The 15678-nt window shown below is 71.2% G+C and carries 12 protein-coding genes and 1 pseudogene; 3 read left to right on the top strand and 10 right to left on the bottom strand.

The features are described 5' to 3' along the window. Position 1: 1 nt before the first annotated feature. The 9 genes and pseudogenes from ACGFQ9_RS17055 to ACGFQ9_RS17095 all read right to left on the bottom strand — a co-directional run bounded on the left by ACGFQ9_RS17055 (position 2) and on the right by ACGFQ9_RS17095 (position 11245). On the bottom strand, positions 2 to 1261 hold the full coding sequence (locus tag ACGFQ9_RS17055) for an ABC transporter permease (RefSeq protein WP_393574592.1): 1260 nt from the start codon (positions 1259 to 1261) through the stop codon (positions 2 to 4). Then, complete coding sequence (locus ACGFQ9_RS17060) at positions 1258 to 2373, bottom strand: ABC transporter permease (RefSeq protein ID WP_393574593.1); 1116 nt, start codon at positions 2371 to 2373, stop codon at positions 1258 to 1260. The genes ACGFQ9_RS17055 and ACGFQ9_RS17060 overlap by 4 nt, the downstream gene beginning before the upstream one ends. Next, positions 2370 to 4028 (bottom strand): ABC transporter ATP-binding protein, encoded by a 1659-nt coding sequence (locus ACGFQ9_RS17065; RefSeq protein WP_393574770.1) that lies wholly within the window; start codon positions 4026 to 4028, stop codon positions 2370 to 2372. Before ACGFQ9_RS17065 ends, ACGFQ9_RS17060 begins: the two co-directional genes overlap by 4 nt. Positions 4029 to 4212: 184 nt before the next feature. After that, positions 4213 to 5265, bottom strand: coding sequence for a BMP family protein (locus ACGFQ9_RS17070; protein ID WP_393574594.1), 1053 nt, complete (start codon positions 5263 to 5265; stop codon positions 4213 to 4215). Positions 5266 to 5506: 241 nt separating this feature from the next. Continuing rightward, on the bottom strand, positions 5507 to 6751 hold the full coding sequence (locus ACGFQ9_RS17075) for an amidohydrolase (protein ID WP_393574771.1): 1245 nt from the start codon (positions 6749 to 6751) through the stop codon (positions 5507 to 5509). Between the two features lie 137 nt (positions 6752 to 6888). Beyond that, positions 6889 to 8016, bottom strand: coding sequence for a hypothetical protein (locus tag ACGFQ9_RS17080; protein WP_393574595.1), 1128 nt, complete (start codon positions 8014 to 8016; stop codon positions 6889 to 6891). A gap of 213 nt (positions 8017 to 8229) precedes the next feature. Next, on the bottom strand, positions 8230 to 9138 hold the full coding sequence (locus tag ACGFQ9_RS17085; RefSeq protein ID WP_393574596.1) for an N-acetylneuraminate synthase family protein: 909 nt from the start codon (positions 9136 to 9138) through the stop codon (positions 8230 to 8232). 68 nt (positions 9139 to 9206) lie between these two features. After that, positions 9207 to 9959 (bottom strand): annotated as a pseudogene (locus ACGFQ9_RS17090) (cytidylyltransferase domain-containing protein); the annotation flags it as partial. Next, positions 9956 to 11245 carry a DUF6716 putative glycosyltransferase gene (locus ACGFQ9_RS17095; RefSeq protein WP_393574772.1) on the bottom strand — a complete coding sequence of 430 codons (1290 nt, stop codon included), beginning with the start codon at positions 11243 to 11245 and terminating at the stop codon, positions 9956 to 9958. The pseudogene ACGFQ9_RS17090 and the gene ACGFQ9_RS17095, both read right to left, overlap by 4 nt. A gap of 233 nt (positions 11246 to 11478) precedes the next feature. On the opposite strand from ACGFQ9_RS17095, the gene ACGFQ9_RS17100 reads away from it, so the two are divergent. From ACGFQ9_RS17100 to ACGFQ9_RS17110, 3 genes are read left to right on the top strand one after another with little or no spacing between them, the layout of a single operon-like run. Beyond that, a complete protein-coding gene (locus ACGFQ9_RS17100; RefSeq protein WP_393574597.1) occupies positions 11479 to 12453 on the top strand; it encodes a glycosyltransferase family 2 protein in 975 nt (324 codons plus the stop codon). After that, complete coding sequence (locus ACGFQ9_RS17105; protein ID WP_393574598.1) at positions 12453 to 13817, top strand: polysialyltransferase family glycosyltransferase; 1365 nt, start codon at positions 12453 to 12455, stop codon at positions 13815 to 13817. The genes ACGFQ9_RS17100 and ACGFQ9_RS17105 overlap by 1 nt, the downstream gene beginning before the upstream one ends. Further along, the gene (locus ACGFQ9_RS17110; protein WP_393574599.1) at positions 13814 to 14956 is read left to right on the top strand and encodes an acyltransferase family protein; all 1143 of its coding nucleotides are present in this window, start codon (positions 13814 to 13816) and stop codon (positions 14954 to 14956) included. Before ACGFQ9_RS17105 ends, ACGFQ9_RS17110 begins: the two co-directional genes overlap by 4 nt. Here the strand turns inward: ACGFQ9_RS17110 and leuE are convergent. Then, positions 14949 to 15650 carry a leucine efflux protein LeuE gene (gene leuE, locus ACGFQ9_RS17115; RefSeq protein WP_393574600.1) on the bottom strand — a complete coding sequence of 234 codons (702 nt, stop codon included), beginning with the start codon at positions 15648 to 15650 and terminating at the stop codon, positions 14949 to 14951. The genes ACGFQ9_RS17110 and leuE overlap by 8 nt on opposite strands. Positions 15651 to 15678 lie beyond the last annotated feature (28 nt).

The raw sequence follows: 15678 nt of genomic DNA on the forward strand, positions 1-15678 counted from the left end.
GTCACTTGCCCTGGCCCTTGCGGTACGGCATGCCGTCCGCCTTGGGCATCCGCAGGCGCTGCGCCGACAGGGCGAGCACCAGCAGGGTGGTGACGTACGGGGCGGCGTCCACGAACTGGCTCGGGATCTCGTCGGTGACCGCGTACAGGAGGAACAGCAGGGCCGCGAAGACGCCGGTGACGGCCGCCTTGACGGTCTGCTTCTTGTACAGCTGCCAGGCGGCGAACAGGACCAGCAGGAACGCGACCAGCAGCACCATGGCGAGGACGTTCTCGGCACCGCCGCGAAGCTTGAGGCTGTCGGTGAAGCCGAAGAGGCCGGCGCCGAGCGCCATGCCGCCGGGCATCCAGTTACCGAAGATCATCGCGGCGAGACCGATGTAGCCGCGGCCGCCGGTCTGGCCCTCCTGGTAGATGCCGGTGGAGACGATCGCCAGGAAGGCGCCGCCGAGGCCGGCCATGCCGCCGGAGACGATCACGGCGATGTACTTGTACTTGTAGACGTTGACGCCGAGGGACTCGGCGGCGACCGGGTTCTCACCGCAGGAGCGCAGGCGCAGGCCGAAGGCGGTCCGCCACAGCACCCACCAGGTGGCGGGGATCAGCAGCAGGGCGACCACGGTCAGCAGCGAGAGGTTGGTCAGCAGACCGCCGACGATGCCGGCGATGTCCGAGATCAGGAACCAGTGCTTGTCCTGCAGCTCGGCCAGTGAGTCGGCCCCTGGCACGGTGATGCTCGTGATCGGCTCGATGCGCGGGGACTGCTTGGAGGAGCCGCCCGGGGCCTCGGCGAAGGTGAACTCCGACAGGTACTGGGTGAAGCCCACCGCCAGGATGTTCACGGCCACACCGGAGACGATGTGGTTGACGTTGAAGGTCACGGTCATGACCGCGTGCAGCAGGCCGCCGAGCGCACCACCGACGATGCCCACCAGGACACCGGTCCACGGACCCCACTGGTAACCGGCCCAGGCTCCGAACCAGGTGCCCAGGATCAGCATGCCTTCGAGACCGATGTTGACCACGCCCGCGCGCTCGGCCCACAGGCCACCGAGGCCGGCCAGGCCGATCGGGACGGCGAGCACGAGGGCCTGGGAGACCTGGCCGACGGAGGTGAGGTCGTTGGCGCCGGAGATCGTCCGGGCCAGCGAGAGCAGCACCAGGCCACCGGCGATGATCAGGAGGACCCAGGGCAGGGTCAGCTTGCGGCGGCCGCCCGGAGCGGGCGCCGCCTTCTTCGCGGAAACGGTACCGGCGCTCACGCCGCGACCTCCTTGTCGGTCTTCATGGCGTGGCCGGCGGCCAGCTCCTCGCCGACCTTCTGCTGCTGACGGCGGATGCCGTAGCGGCGGACGAGCTCGTAGGAGACGACGACCGCGATCACGATCAGACCCTCCATGATCTTGCCGATCTCCTTGGCGTAACCGGCCGTGTCCAGGCCGGCGGACGCCTTGTTGATGAAGGCGATCAGCAGGGCGGCGAAGAAGATGCCGACCGGGCTGTTGCGGCCCAGGAGGGCGATGGTGATGCCGGTGAAGCCGACGCCGAGCGGGAAGTTCAGGCTGTACGTGTGGCTCTCGCCGAGCAGGACCGGCATGCCGACCAGACCCGCGACCGCTCCGGAGATCAGCATCGCGGTGATGATCATCCGCTTGGAGTCGACACCGGAGGCCGCGGCGGCGGACTCGCTGGCACCACTGGCACGCAGGTCGAAGCCGAAGCGGGTGCGGTTGAGCACGAACCAGTAGACGATGCCGAGCGCGAAGGCCACGAAGGTGAAGCCGTAGATCTCGCCGGAGTCACCGATGGCAAGGGCCGGGAACCAGCCGGACTCGGCGATCTCACCGGTGGTGATGTCGTTGGAGCCGGGCAGCTGCACACCGAGGTTCTTCGGCAGGATCAGCCAGGCGATGATGCTGGTGGCGATGGCGTTCAGCATGATCGTGGAGACGACCTCGCTGACGCCTCGCTTCGCCTTCAGCACACCGGCGATACCGGACCAGGCGGCACCCACCAGCATGGCGACGACGATGATCAGCAGGATGTGCAGCGGGCCGGGGAGGGCCACCGCGGCGCCGACGGAGGCGGAGATCATCGCGGCGAACCGGTACTGACCGTCGACACCGATGTTGAAGAGGTTCATGCGGAAGCCGATGGCCACCGCGAGCGCCGCCAGGTAGTACGTGCCGGCCTGGTTCACGATGAGGATCTGGACGTCCTCGTACGAGCCGTTCTCGATCATCAGGCGCAGCGGCTCGATCGGGTCCACGCCCGTCGCCGCCAGCACGACCATCGTCAGCAGGAAGGCGCTGACCAGAGCCAGCACTGGCCCGGCGAAGGCGAGGATCAGCTTGTCCTTGTCGATTTTCTTCATCGGGCCTCGTCCTCCGTCGTGTCACCGTCGGCAGCGGCGGAGTTGGTGTCGTTGGCTTCCAGGTGCCCCGCGGCTGCGCCGGTCATGGCGGTGCCCAGCTCCTCCGGGGTGACGGTCGCCGGGTCGGCGTCCGCGACCAGGCGGCCGCGGTAGATGACGCGCAGGGTGTCGGACAGGCCGATCAGCTCGTCCAGGTCGGCGGAGATCAGCAGTACGGCCAGGCCTTCGCGGCGGGCCTCCCGGATCGCGTCCCAGATCTGCGCCTGCGCGCCGACGTCCACACCGCGGGTGGGGTGGGCGGCGATCAGGAACTTGGGGTTGTGGCTCATCTCCCGGCCGACGATCAGCTTCTGCTGGTTGCCGCCGGAGAGCGAGGCCGCGGTGACCTCGATGCCGGGGGTGCGGACGTCGTACTCGCGCACGATCCGCTCGGTGTCCTTGCGGGCGGCCTTCGGGTCGAGGATGCCGCGCTTGGAGTTGGGGGCCTCGGTGACGTGGCCGAGGATGCGGTTCTCCCACAGCGGGTGTTCCAGCAGCAGGCCGTGCCGGTGCCGGTCCTCGGGGATGTAGCCGATGCCGCCCTCGCGGCGCTTGCGCACCGGGGTCTTGGTGATGTCCTTGCCGTCGAGCGTGATCACACCCCCGTCCGGGGTGTTCATGCCCATCAGGGCCTCGATCAGCTCGGTCTGGCCGTTGCCCTCGACACCGGCGATGCCCAGGACCTCGCCCTTGTGGATGGTGAAGGAGACGTTGTCGAGCAGGAGACGGCCGGCCGGGACGTGCTCGTGCACTTCCTCCGACTCGATCTCGGTGTTCGGCGCCATCGCCTCGGGCGTGGTGATGGGGGCCTTGTCGGCCAGCGTCAGGTGCTTGACCTGGAGCATCGGGGTGGTGGTGACCGTGGACTCGCGGGTCTCCGGCGAGGGCAGCTCGGCACCGACCATCAGCTCGGCGAGCTGCTTGGTGGTGGCGGTCCTCGGGTCGGCGGTGCCGACGGTGGTGCCGCGGCGGATGACGGTGATGTCGTCGGCGACCTTGAGGATCTCGCCCAGCTTGTGCGAGATGAAGATGACGGTCAGGCCCTCGGCCTTGAGCTCGCGGAGGTTGTCGAAGAGCGCGTCGACCTCCTGCGGGACCAGCACGGCGGTCGGCTCGTCGAGGATGAGGATCTTCGCACCTCGGTAGAGGACCTTGAGGATCTCCACGCGCTGCCGGTCGGCGACGCCGAGGTCCTCGACCAGCGCGTCCGGGCGCACGCCGAGGCCGTACGCGTCCGAGATCTCCAGGATCTTCCTGCGGGCCTTGGCGCCGATGCCGTAGAGCTTCTCGCCGCCGAGGACGACGTTCTCCAGGACGGTGAGGTTGTCGGCCAGCATGAAGTGCTGGTGGACCATGCCGATACCGCGGGCGATGGCCTCGCCGGGGCTGTTGAAGGAGACCTGCTCCCCGTCGATGGCGATGGTGCCCTCGTCCGGCTTCTGCATGCCGTAGAGGATCTTCATCAGGGTCGACTTGCCGGCACCGTTCTCGCCGATCAGGGCATGCACGGTGCCCTTGCGGACGGTGATGGCGATGTCCTTGTTGGCGACGACGCCGGGGAAGCGCTTGGTGATGCCGTGCAGTTCTACGGCGAGGGGCGGGCTGGACGCGTTGATGACGCACTCTCCTTGGCCGGAAGGAGTCGAGGGGAGGGGACAGGGCGGTGGGTGACGCTATCGCGTCCCGATGCGCTCTACGCGCGTAGCACTGTCAGAAATGAAAAGTCGGCGGCAAAAGCCGTTCGGGGCCCGGAGGGCTGCTGCAAGGGCAGCCGCTCCGGACCCCTGTCGAGACGCTTCCTTACGGAGCGGTCTTGACGGTGATCTTCTTGGCGATGATGTCGGCCTTCGCCTTCTCGACGGCGGCGATCAGGTCCGTCATCTTCTTGTACTCCGGGTTGGAGTCGGCCAGGCCGACGCCGTCCTTGTCCAGGCCGTAGCGGATCTCACCGTTCTGCGGCTTGCCGTCCTTGACGGACTTGATCAGGTTGTAGACCGAGTCCGAGACGTCCTTGGTGACCGAGGTCAGGATCTTGTCCTTGAACTTGGCCAGGCCCGCCTGGTTGTACTGGTCGGAGTCGACACCGATGGCCCAGGCGCCCTTGTTGGCGGCGGCCTCGATGGCGCCCGAGCCGGCCAGGCCGGCGGCCGCGTAGATGACGTCCGCGCCGGCGTCCAGCTGGCCCTGCGCGGCGGCCTTGCCCAGGTCGGGCTTGGCGAAACCGGAGAAGTCCGGCGGCTGGCTCAGGTACTTGGTGAGTACCTTGGCGTTCGGGTTGGTGTCCTTGACGCCCTGGGCGAAGCCCGCCTCGAACTTCTTGATCAGCGGAACCTCGACACCGCCGATGAAGCCGACCGTGCCGGTCTTGGAGGCCTTGGCGGCGGCGACGCCGGCCAGGTAGGAGCCCTGCTCCTCGTTGAAGACCAGGTTCGCGATGTTCTTGTCGGTCACCGAGGTGTCGTCGATGAGGCCGAACGTGGTGTTCGGGAACTTCGGCGCGACCTTCTTTATCGCGGGGCCGTAGGCGAAACCGACGCCGATGACCGGGTTCGAGCCGTTGCGGGCGAGCTCGGTGAGGCGCTGGACCTTGTCGGCCTCGGACTCACCCTCGGTCGGCTCGGCCTCCTTGCCCTTGAGCTGCAGGTCCGTTTCGGCCTTCTGCAGACCCGCGTAGGCGGCGTCGTTGAACGACTGGTCGCCGCGGCCACCGATGTCGTAGGCGATGGCGGCGGTGGGCTGCTTCGAGTCCGAGGACCCGGCGTCCCCGGACTTCTTGCCACCGCACGCGGTGGCGGACAGCGCGAGAGCCGCGGACGCGACGCTCACGGTTGCGATACGGGTGATCCGGCGCAAGGGGAGGCTCCTTCAAAACCTGACCTGAAAGCGCCTGAGAACCGGCGCTGGTTTCGCCGCGATCGTAACGCGCGTAGATGTCAGTTAAAGGCCCGTTCATGAGTCGTTATCGGATCGTCGCGAACCGGACAGTGACCGATCGGTGACGGGTCCGCAGTCCAGCCCTTGTGTACCAAGGGCTGGACGGGTCAGACGCGAGGCGCGCCGATGTTGTAACGGGTCTTGCCGGATCGGCCCCGACCTACAAGTGCGGCCCTGGCCTGCGGCCGTCGAGCAGGGCCGCGGCGGTGAAGAACTCCACACCGACGGCGATCGCAGACTCGTCCACGTCGAAGTCCCCGCGGTGCAGATCGCGCTTGACGGGGTCGCCGGGGACCCGGACGCCCAGCCGCGCCATGGCGCCCGGGACGTGCTCCAGGTACCAGGAGAAGTCCTCGCCGCCCAGGCTCTGCTCGGTGTCCTCCACCGACTCGGCACCGCGCCGGGCGGTCATCGCCTCCCGGAGCAGTTCGGTGACCACGGGGTCGTTGACCACCGGCGGCACCCCGCGGACGTGGTTGATCTCGAACTTGGCCCCGTGCATGGTCGCGACCTCGTCGATGGCTGCGTGGATCTGGTCCGGCGCCTCGTGCCAGGCGTTCAGGTCCAGGCAGCGCACGGTGCCGGACAGCTCGGCGTGCATCGGGATCACGTTGCAGGCGTGCCCGGCCTCGATCCGGCCCCAGGTGACGGACATGCCCGAGCGGGCGTCCATCCGCCGGGCCAGCAGCGCGGGCACGTCGACGGCCACCCGGGCGGCGGCGGTGACCAGGTCGGTGGTCAGGTGCGGGCGGGCGGTGTGGCCGCCGGCCCCGTCGAGGCTGACCTCCAGCCGGTCGCAGGCCGAGGTGATCGCGCCGGTCCGCAGGCCGATCTTCCCGGCGTCCACCCGGGGGTCGCAGTGCACCGCGATGATCTTGCCTACGCCGTCCAGGACGCCGGACTCGATCGCCTCGGTGGCGCCGCCGGGCAGGACCTCCTCGGCCGGCTGGAACACCAGCCTCACCGGCCGGGGCAGCAGCCCCTGCCGGTCCAGCTCGGCGAGGACCAGGCCGGCGCCGAGCACGGTCGCGGTGTGCACGTCGTGCCCGCAGGCGTGCGCCCGGTCCGGGACGGTCGACCGGTAGGGGGCGTGGGTCTTGGCGTCGGGAATGGGCAGGGCGTCGATGTCCGCGCGGAGCGCCAGCATGGGCCGCTCGCCGTCCCACGTGCCCACGTCACAGATCAAGCCGGTGCCGGACCGGAGCACACGTGGCCGGAGGCCGGCTTTCTCCAGTCGCGCCTTGATCGCGGCGGTGGTCCGGAACTCCTGGTGGCCGAGCTCGGGGTGCATGTGCAAGTCCCGGCGGAATGCGATCAGTTCGGCGCGCAGGCGATCCGGTACCTTGCCGGGCAGCTCGGGCTGGGCGGGCTTTCCTGGCAGGGCGGTCTGGGACTCGCGGGACATCAACTGGTTCACCCGTTGAAGGGTAGGCGTACATCACCGCCAACTGGGTGGAGATCAGGAAAAGTTCAACCCGATCGGGGAAGAAATCCCGTCCTCCGGACGCATGACCGCGTACACCCGGGGGTAAACTCCGCCGCTCATCCGGCCGCCGGGGCAGCCTGTGCGGGCAGTCGGTGCACGTCCCGGGCGGTGTCGGTGACCCCGGCCAGGAAGGTGCGGGCCCGCGAGGTGGCGGTGGAGGTCAGCCAGGCCGGGTCGATGTCGCAGACGGTCACGCGGACGCCGGTACCGGCCAGTGCGTACGGCAGCGTGTGGACGACGGTGGACGGGAAGCTGAGGATGGTCCGGCCGACCGGACCGCGCCGGGCGATCAGCTCCAGCGGCAGGTCGGGACGTACGATCTCCAGCCCGGTCGCCTCGCTCAGCGCGCGGAGCTTCTCCGCGGACTCGCGGCGGTGCGCGAAGTAGCGGGTCACGCCGTGCTGCCGGGTGAGCCGGGAGACCGCCTCCAGGTAGCGCCCGGCGTCGACCACACCGGTCTCCACCAGGGAGGTCCCGACCAGGTCGGTGCCCTTGGTGAGCCGGGGCGGGCCGAACCGGGAGCGGGTCCAGCCGAAGTCGTTGACCTTGAGCTCCATGCCCGGCAGCGGGGTGACCGGCATGGAGCTGAAGACCTCCACCCGGCGCCCGGCGGCCGGGGTGAGCCGGCGCCGCGCGGTGCCGGAGACCGGCGCGTACGCCAGCTCCTTGACCCGGCCGAGGGCGCCGCCGCCGGTGCGGTGCCAGCGGCGGAGGCGTTCGCCGCGGCCGGCCTGCGCCAGGAACTCCATGGTGGCGGTGCCGTCGTCGACGACGACGAGCTCCTTCGCCCGGGCCGGGACCAGCAGCAGCTGGACGAAGCGGGAGAAGGGGTCGCCGACGACGATCCGCTCGGCCTCGCGCACCCGGCCGGCGAGCGCGGCCAGCGCCTTGAAGGGCGCGCCGGCGCCGCCGCGGGCCTCCTGCCAGTGCACGGTGTGGCCCTCGTCCCGGGCGATCCCGGTGACGCGGCGCAGCTGGCCGCGGGACATGGGGTCGGTGGGGGGCAGCACGATGATGCGCAGCGCTTCCGCCCCGTGGGAGGGGGATGCCGCGCCGCGGGCGGGCTGGGTGGGGACCCCGTCGAGGAGGGGTGCCCGCTCGTTCTGCGCGTGGGCCCACTCCAGGACGTTCAGGAGCTGGACCGGGCTCTCGACGAAGGCGAGGGTGGTGGCAGGGGGGTTCACGACGACTCCTCTTGGGGGTGCGGAGCCGCTGCGCGGGCCTGTCCCCTCCCCGCCCCTTCCCGGAACCGGGGCTCCGCCCCGGACCCCGGCTGGGGCGCCTCGGCCGTGCGCCGGCCCGCGGGCCGGCTGTGGCTGGTCGCGCAGTTCCCCGCGCCCCCGATGGGGCGCGGTGCTCACTGGCGGGAGGAACGGGCCCGCGGAGCGGACCTGCGGTCAGACCGCCGCGACGGTGCCCTGGACGCGGCGCAGCTTCTTCATGGGGCCGAGCTCGGACTCGTAGACCTTCTTGACGCCGTCGCCGAGGGCGGTCTCGATGGTGCGGATGTCGCGGACCAGGCGCTGCAGGCCGCCCGGCTCGACGGAGGCGGCCTGGTCGGAGCCCCACATGGCGCGGTCGAGGGTGATGTGGCGCTCGACGAACACGGCGCCGAGGGCGACGGCGGCCAGGGTGGTCTGCAGGCCGGTCTCGTGGCCGCTGTAGCCGATCGGGACGTTGGGGTACTCCGCCTGGAGGGTGTTGATGACCCGCAGGTTGAGCTCCTCGGCCTTGGCCGGGTAGGTGGAGGTGGCGTGGCAGAGCAGGATGTTCGCGCTGCCGAGCACCTCGACGGCGTGCCGGATCTGGGCCGGGGTGGACATGCCGGTGGAGAGGATGACGGTGCGGCCGGTGGCGCGCAGGGCGCGCAGCAGCTCGTCGTCGGTCAGCGAGGCCGAGGCGACCTTGTGGCAGGGGACGTCGAACTTCTCCAGGAAGGCGACGGCCTCGGTGTCCCACGGGGAGGCGAACCAGTCGATGCCGCGCTCCTTGCAGTGCTCGTCGATGGCGCGGTACTCGTCCTCGCCGAACTCCACGCGGTGGCGGTAGTCGATGTAGGTCATGCGGCCCCAGGGGGTGTCCCGCTCGATGTCCCACTGGTCGCGCGGAGTGCAGATCTCCGGGGTGCGCTTCTGGAACTTGACCGCGTCGCAGCCCGCCTCGGCGGCCGCGTCGATCAGGGCGATGGCGTTGGCCAGGTCGCCGTTGTGGTTGATGCCGATCTCACCGACGACGTAGACCGGGTGGCCGGGGCCGGCGGTGCGCGATCCGAGCGGGCGCAGGCGGGAGGTCTGGGTGGCGTTCATGCGGGGTTGCGTCCTTCGGTCGGTACGGGTGCGTATGCGGGTGCCGGTACGGCTTCCTGTCCGGGTGCCGGTACGGGCGCGGGTGCGCTCGGGTCGAGCAGCGGGGCCAGCGCACGGGCGCGGGCCAGGTCGTGGGGGTCGTCGATCTCCAGCACGCGGGCGGGATCGGTGAGGACGGGCAGGGTGTGCCCGAAGAATCGGTGCCGGGCGCGGCGGAACCCGGCCGCGTCCATGGCGTAGGCGGCGCCGGTCTCCAGGAGGTCCTGGGGGCGGTCCTGGCGGCGGGGCCGGACGGCCTTGTCGTGGTTGACGCCGTGGCCGCCGTCCGCGGGGGCGGTCCGCCAGAGGAAGCCGTGGAAGGGGGCGACGGTGAGGGCGGAGTCGGCCGGGCCGGCGGCGACGGCGGCCGCGACCGACTCGACGTCGGAGGGGTCGAGGAACGGGCTGGTGCACTGGACCAGCAGGACCACGTGGACCTCGGTGGAGTGGAGTTCCTCGAAGGCCTGCAGGGCGTGCAGCACCGCGGATTCGCTGGTGGCGGTGTCGCCGGAGAGGGCGGCGGGCCGGCGGACGACCTCGGCGGAGGCGGCCCGGGCGGCTTCGGCGATCTCCGTGCAGTCGGTGGAGACGACCACGTCGGTGACGGTGGGCGCGGCCAGGCAGGCGCGGACGGCGCGGGTGACCAGCGGGATTCCGGCGACCTCGGCGAGGTTCTTGCCGGGGACGCCCTTGGAGCCGCCGCGGGCCGGGATGACGGCCAGCACGCGCGGGACGGGCGGGGTGCCGGGGGCCGGGGTGCCGGCGGGGGTCCGGGCGGTCACAGCTCCCCCAGCCTGCGGATGACGGGGGCGACGCGCTGGACCCCGTGGCGGTAGGTGCCGCGGGCCGCCTCGCGGAGGTAGGAGCGCAGGTAGCGGCGCAGCCGGGACTTCTCGTGGAGCGGTTTGGCGGCGCCCGGGAGCACGGTGCCGTCGGGGGCCAGGTGATGGCGGGCGAGGATGCCGGGCAGGTAGCCGGGCGCGGTGACGGCCGTGTAGTACGGGGCCGGCGGAGGGAGTTCGGGCCGGGAGAGCAGCTCGGTGATGCGGGCGCGGGCGGCCTCGTAGGGGGCGTCGGAGGTGACGCCCTGGGCGGCGAGCCAGGCGGGGTCGCCGGCCGGGCGGAGCCCGGCGTCGATCTGGTCCCAGGAGGCCAGGCAGCCGGAGCCGAGGAAGTGGTGGTTGCCGAGGGTCTCGCGGACGCCGAGGTCGGTGAGGACGGCGGTGGGGATGCCCCGGGCGAGGGATTCCAGGGCGGCCGTGGAGGAGACGGTGACCAGCAGGTCGGTGCGGTCCAGGACCTCGCCCATGTTCCCGTACACCAGGCGGAGGTTGGGCGGCAGCGGGTCCGGCATCCGGTCGGCGAGCCGCTGGTAGGGGATCTCCTCCAGGTGCGTGGTGTGCTCGCCCGGCTTGCTGCGCAGCTTGACGAGCACTTCCCGGCCGGGGTGCAGGCGGGCGTGCTGGGCGGCGCGGCGCAGCAGGTAGCCACGGTCGGCGGCGCTCTCGGGCACCGAGGGCTGGGCGGCGAAGACCACGGTGTGGGCGTGGCCGACGGACTCCTCGTACGGCGCTCCGTCGAGGAAGGGCAGGGCGGTCTCGGTGACGGCGGAGGCGTCGGCCCCCACTCCCCCGTACACGGCGCGGAAGCGTCCGGCGTCGTGGCGGGAGTTGGCGAGGACGAGGTCGGCGCCGTGGCGCAGCAGCAGGCCGTCGGCGAGCTTCTCGTAGACGACTCCGACGTAGCCGGTGACCAGGACGGGGCGGCGGGCAGGTTCGGGCCAGAGGGCGGCGATGCCGTGCAGGGCGGCCTGGACGGCGCCGCCGACCAGCGCGAGCACCACCATGTCGTAGCGCTCGCGGCGGAGTTCGGCGAGGAACTCGGGGAGGGTCACCTCGTCCAGCCGGTCGGCCCGTACGCCCACCTCGCCGAGCTGGCGGGCGGTGGGCGTGGCCCGGCCGCGCAGCAGGAAACCGGTCAGGTTTCCGTCCTCGGCCGCGCATTCGGGGGCGATGCGGTGCGCGGTGAGTGCGCCCCATTTCCATCGCGTATCGGAATCGGCGAGCACTGCGACCCGCTTGCTTACTGGCACGGGCCAGAAGCTATGCCGGAATTCCGGTGATCGGCCCAACGAACGCACAACGGAGGGTTAACAACCCGTCGACGAAATGAGAATCCGCCGGGGAGTGAGACGGAAGGGGGTCGCGGTGGGGGCGGGTTAACTCCGGCGCCACGCGCCGTTCACGTAAAATCTTCGCATGGTCCACGGTGAATGCCGCACCACGGCCTAATGTCTGCCGGGTGGTCAAGCTCTCTGTTGTCGTGCCGTTCTACAACGTGCAGACATACGCACCGGATGCCCTGAAAAGCCTCGAACTGAACGCGCGGGACGACTTCGAGTTCCTCCTCGTCGACGACTGCTCGACGGACGGGACGCCCGAGCTCCTGGAGCGGGCCGCGCGCGAGCTGCCCGGCGCGGTGCACCTCAGACACGAGAAGAACGGCGGCCTGGCCACCGCGCGGAACACCGGGCTGGACGCGGCGCGCGGCGAGTACCTGGCCTTCATGGACGGCGACGACTGGCTGGCGCCCGGCCACCTGGCCCGGACGCTGGCCGCCATCGAGGCCCTGAACTGCGACTTCGTCCGCAACGACCATGTGCAGGTGACCGGGAAGGCGCGCACCGTGCAGCGCATCCCGTACGGCCCGCAGGGCGTCCCGGCCGATCCGCGGACGGGCATCCTGCCCGCCGAGCGCCCGACCTCGGTGGACTATCCGTACGCCTGGGCCGGGATGTACCACCGGCGGCTGCTGGACCGGGGGCTGCTGCACTTCACGGACGGTCTGCGGACCGCCGAGGACCGGCCGTGGATCTGGCGGCTGCACCGGGAGGCGGAGTCCTTCGCGGCGGTCGGACTGGCCGGAATCTTCTACCGGCGGGGAGTTTCGACCTCACTCACGCAGATCGGCGACGTCCGGCAGCTCGATTTCATCCGCGCATTCGATCAGGTGATCGCGGACACCGCGGCGGACCGGGATGCGGCAAAGCTGCTGCCGAAAGCCGTTCGCACATACTGTGCAATTATCGCGCATCACATCGGATCCATTGAAAGGTTCGAGCCCGACGTGGCCAAAAAGCTCCGTTCGATGAGTGCGGCCGCGCTCGGAAGAATGCCGCAGGACGTGCTCGACACGGCGCTGGACTCCATGGACACGGACCGGTCGGTGCTGCTGCGGCGGCTCCGCCGCCGGTCGGGCGAGGGAGTGGCCGCCTGATGGAGCTCCGCACCACACAGATCTTCCTGGCCTCCACCCTGTACGGGATGGCCACGCTCGCCGCCGGGATCGACGCGGGCAGCTTCGGCGCGGCCGACCGCCGGATCCTGCTGACCAGCAACAACGCGCCCATCCCGGAGATCACCCCGGGGCTGGACGGGATGCCCGGCTTCGCCGCGCTGCGCACCCGCTTCGACGACCACCTCGACTGGAACGCCACCATCGAGCCGTACCACCCGAGCACCTGGACCCCTCGGCCCGAGGACGTCCCGCTGTGGGAACGGCAGCTGCGCGCGCTGTGGGGGCTGGGCGAGGACCGGATCGAGCTGATCGTGGAGTCCATCCAGGTCTCCCCCGCGCAGGCGGTGTGCCAGCTCTTCCCCGGAGCCGCGGTCGAGGTCTACGCCGACGGCCTGATGAGCTACGGCCCCACCCGGTTCAAGCTGGAAGCGCAGCTGGGCATGCGGATCCGCCGGGTGCTGCACCTGGATCTGGCACCCGGTCTGAAGCCCCTGCTGCTCACCGAGTTCGGGGTGCCGGCCGAGCTGGTGCCCGCCGAGGCCTTCCTGAAGGTGCTCTCCGAACTCACCGCGGAGGCGGCGGCGCTGCCCGACATCGCGGAGGGCCCGGCGCTGCTGCTCGGCCAGTACCTCTCCGCCCTCGAACTCCTCACCCCCGAGGAGGAGGACGAGCTGCACGTCACGATGGTCCGCGGCGCACACGCGCTGGGCCACACCGAGATCGTCTTCAAGCCGCACCCGAGCGCGCCCGCCCGCTACTCCCGCTCCGTGGAGGAGGAGGCCGCGCGGCTCGGCGCCCGCCTGACCGTGCTGACCGAGCCGGTGCTCGCCGAGGTCGTCTACCAGCGGCTCCGTCCCGCGCTGGTGGTCGGCTGCTTCTCCACCGGGCTGCTCACCGCCGCCACCCTGTACGGCATCCCGGTGGCCCGCACCGGGACCGGCCGGCTGCTGGACCGGGTCGCCCCGTACCAGAACAGCAACCGGGTGCCGATGACGGTGGTGGACGCCCTGCTGCCGGACCTGGAGGACGCCGAGGCCGTGCGCTCCCAGACCGCGCCCGGCCCGGAGCGGGTGCACGAGGCGCTCGACGGGCTGCTGGTCGCCGTCGGGTACGCCATGCAGTCCCAGGTGCTCTCCGCCCGCCGGGCGGAGGCCGAGCGGTACCTGTCCACCCGCCTCGACGAGCACACCTGGCGGTACTTCAAGCGGCGCCGCCTGACCACCCTCGGCCTGCCCGGCGGGATCCCGGCCCAGCTGTCCTTCCTGCCGAAGAGCCCCACCCTGCGCCGGGCGGTGCGCCGGATCCGCCGCCTGCAGAAGAGCGCGTTGGGCCGGTCGAAGTGAGCGTCACCGCACCCCTGCCCGAGCCCCGCACCGGCGCCGCGGCGGCCGCGGAACCCGAGCCGGTGCCGGCCGTGGGCACCCGGCACCGCCGGCTCCACGCGCTGGACGGACTGCGGCTGCTGGCCGCGCTGATGGTCGCCCTCTACCACTTCGGCGGGCGCAACGGGGACGTGTCCAAGGCGTGGGGCGCCTCGCCGCGCGAGCTGTTCCCCGATGCCGCGCCCTGGTTCGCGTACGGCCCGCTGGGCGTCCAGTTCTTCTTCGTCATCAGCGGCTTCGTCATCTCGATGAGCGCCTGGGGTCGGCCGCTGCGGTCCTTCCTGGCCTCCCGGGTGGCCCGCCTCTACCCGGCGTACTGGGTGGCGCTCCTCCTGGTCACCGCCGTGTTCGCACTGCCCGCGGTGGCGTGGAAGACGGTCTCGCCGACCGACTTCCTCACCAACCTGACCATGCTCCAGCAGCCGGTGGGCGCCGAGCGGGTGCTCGGGGTGTGCTGGACGCTGTGGGCCGAGATGCGCTTCTACGTGCTCTTCGCGCTCTTCGTGATCCTGCCGGGCGGGGGCCGTCGGCGGACCCTGGTGTTCTGCGCGGTCTGGACCGTGGCGGCGGTCATCGCCGACGCCTCGAAGAGCGAGCTGCTCGACCTCGTCCTGATGCCGGAGTACGCGCCGTTCTTCATCGGCGGCATGGGCCTCTACCTGGTGTACCGGGACCGCCGGGACGTGCTGGGCTGGGGCGTCGCCGTACTCGGCTGGGCCCTGGGCCAGCACTACGCGGTGGCCGGCCTGTGGCACGCCCCGAACCCGAAGTTCTTCTCGTACCGCGAGCCCACGGTGATCATCGCCGTGGTCACCGTGGGGTTCCTGCTGATCGCCCTGGTGGCGGTCGGCGTGTTCGACCGGATGAACTGGGGTTGGCTGACCGTGGCCGGAGCCCTGACCTACCCCTTCTACCTGGTCCACGAGCATCTGGGCTGGGTGGTCATCCACACCCTGCACCGCCGGCTGGACGTCCCGCCCGTGGCCTCGTTCGCCGCGGCCCTGGCCCTCATGCTGGTCCTGGCCTGGCTGATCCACCGCCTGGTGGAACGCCCGCTGACCCCGTGGCTGCGCCGGGCCCTGGAGCGGAAGGTCAGCTGACCGCGAGCTTCGCGGCGAACCCGAGGAACAGCACGCCGGCGGCGGAGGTGGCTCCCGCGGAGAGCCGCTTGCGCCGCCGGAAGGCGGCCGACAGGCGGGTGCCGCCGAATATCAGCGCGCTCAGGTAGAGGAAGCTGCTCAGCTGCAGCAGGGACCCGAGCAGCAGGAACGACAGCGCCGGGTAGGCGTAGTCCGGGTCGACGAACTGCACGAAGAAGGACAGCAGGAACAGGATGGCCTTCGGGTTCAGCAGGCTGACCACCAGCGCCCGCCGGTAGGGGCGCTCGGCCGCACCGGCCGGCGCCGCCGGCTGCCCGGCCGGGAGCGCCGCCTCCGGGAGCCCCGTGGCCGGGAGCGCCGTGTCCGGCAGCTCCGCCCGCCCGGCCCTGCGGTCCCGCCACATGGCCAGGGCGGCCCGCATCATGCCGACGGCCATCCAGGCGAGGTATCCCGCACCGAGGTACTTCACGATGCCGAACAGCAGCGGGCTGGCCTGGAGCAGCGCCCCGGCACCGACCGCCGCCAGCAGCATCAGCACCAAGTCGCCGGTGAACACCCCGGCCGCGGCCGTGTAGCCGGCGCGCACACCGCGGCGGGCCGCGACGGAGAGCACGTACAGCGAGTTCGGGCCCGGCAGCAGGACGATCAGGGCCAGGGCGGCGAGATAGGTCGGAAGGTCGGTGACACCCAGCATGTGCAGGAGTGTCGCATGGGTTTGCACC

Origin of the sequence: Streptomyces sp. NPDC048603 (assembly GCF_043199475.1) — a bacterium.
Classification (GTDB): Bacteria; Actinomycetota; Actinomycetes; order Streptomycetales; family Streptomycetaceae; genus Streptomyces.

Coding starts and splice junctions, on each gene's coding strand:
- leuE (WP_393574600.1), bottom strand. CDS start 15,650: ATGCTGGGTGTCACCGACCTTCCGACCTATCTCGCCGCCCTGGCCCTG.
- ACGFQ9_RS17085 (WP_393574596.1), bottom strand. CDS start 9,138: ATGAACGCCACCCAGACCTCCCGCCTGCGCCCGCTCGGATCGCGCACC.
- ACGFQ9_RS17075 (WP_393574771.1), bottom strand. CDS start 6,751: ATGTCCCGCGAGTCCCAGACCGCCCTGCCAGGAAAGCCCGCCCAGCCC.
- ACGFQ9_RS17105 (WP_393574598.1), top strand. CDS start 12,453: ATGGAGCTCCGCACCACACAGATCTTCCTGGCCTCCACCCTGTACGGG.
- ACGFQ9_RS17060 (WP_393574593.1), bottom strand. CDS start 2,373: ATGAAGAAAATCGACAAGGACAAGCTGATCCTCGCCTTCGCCGGGCCA.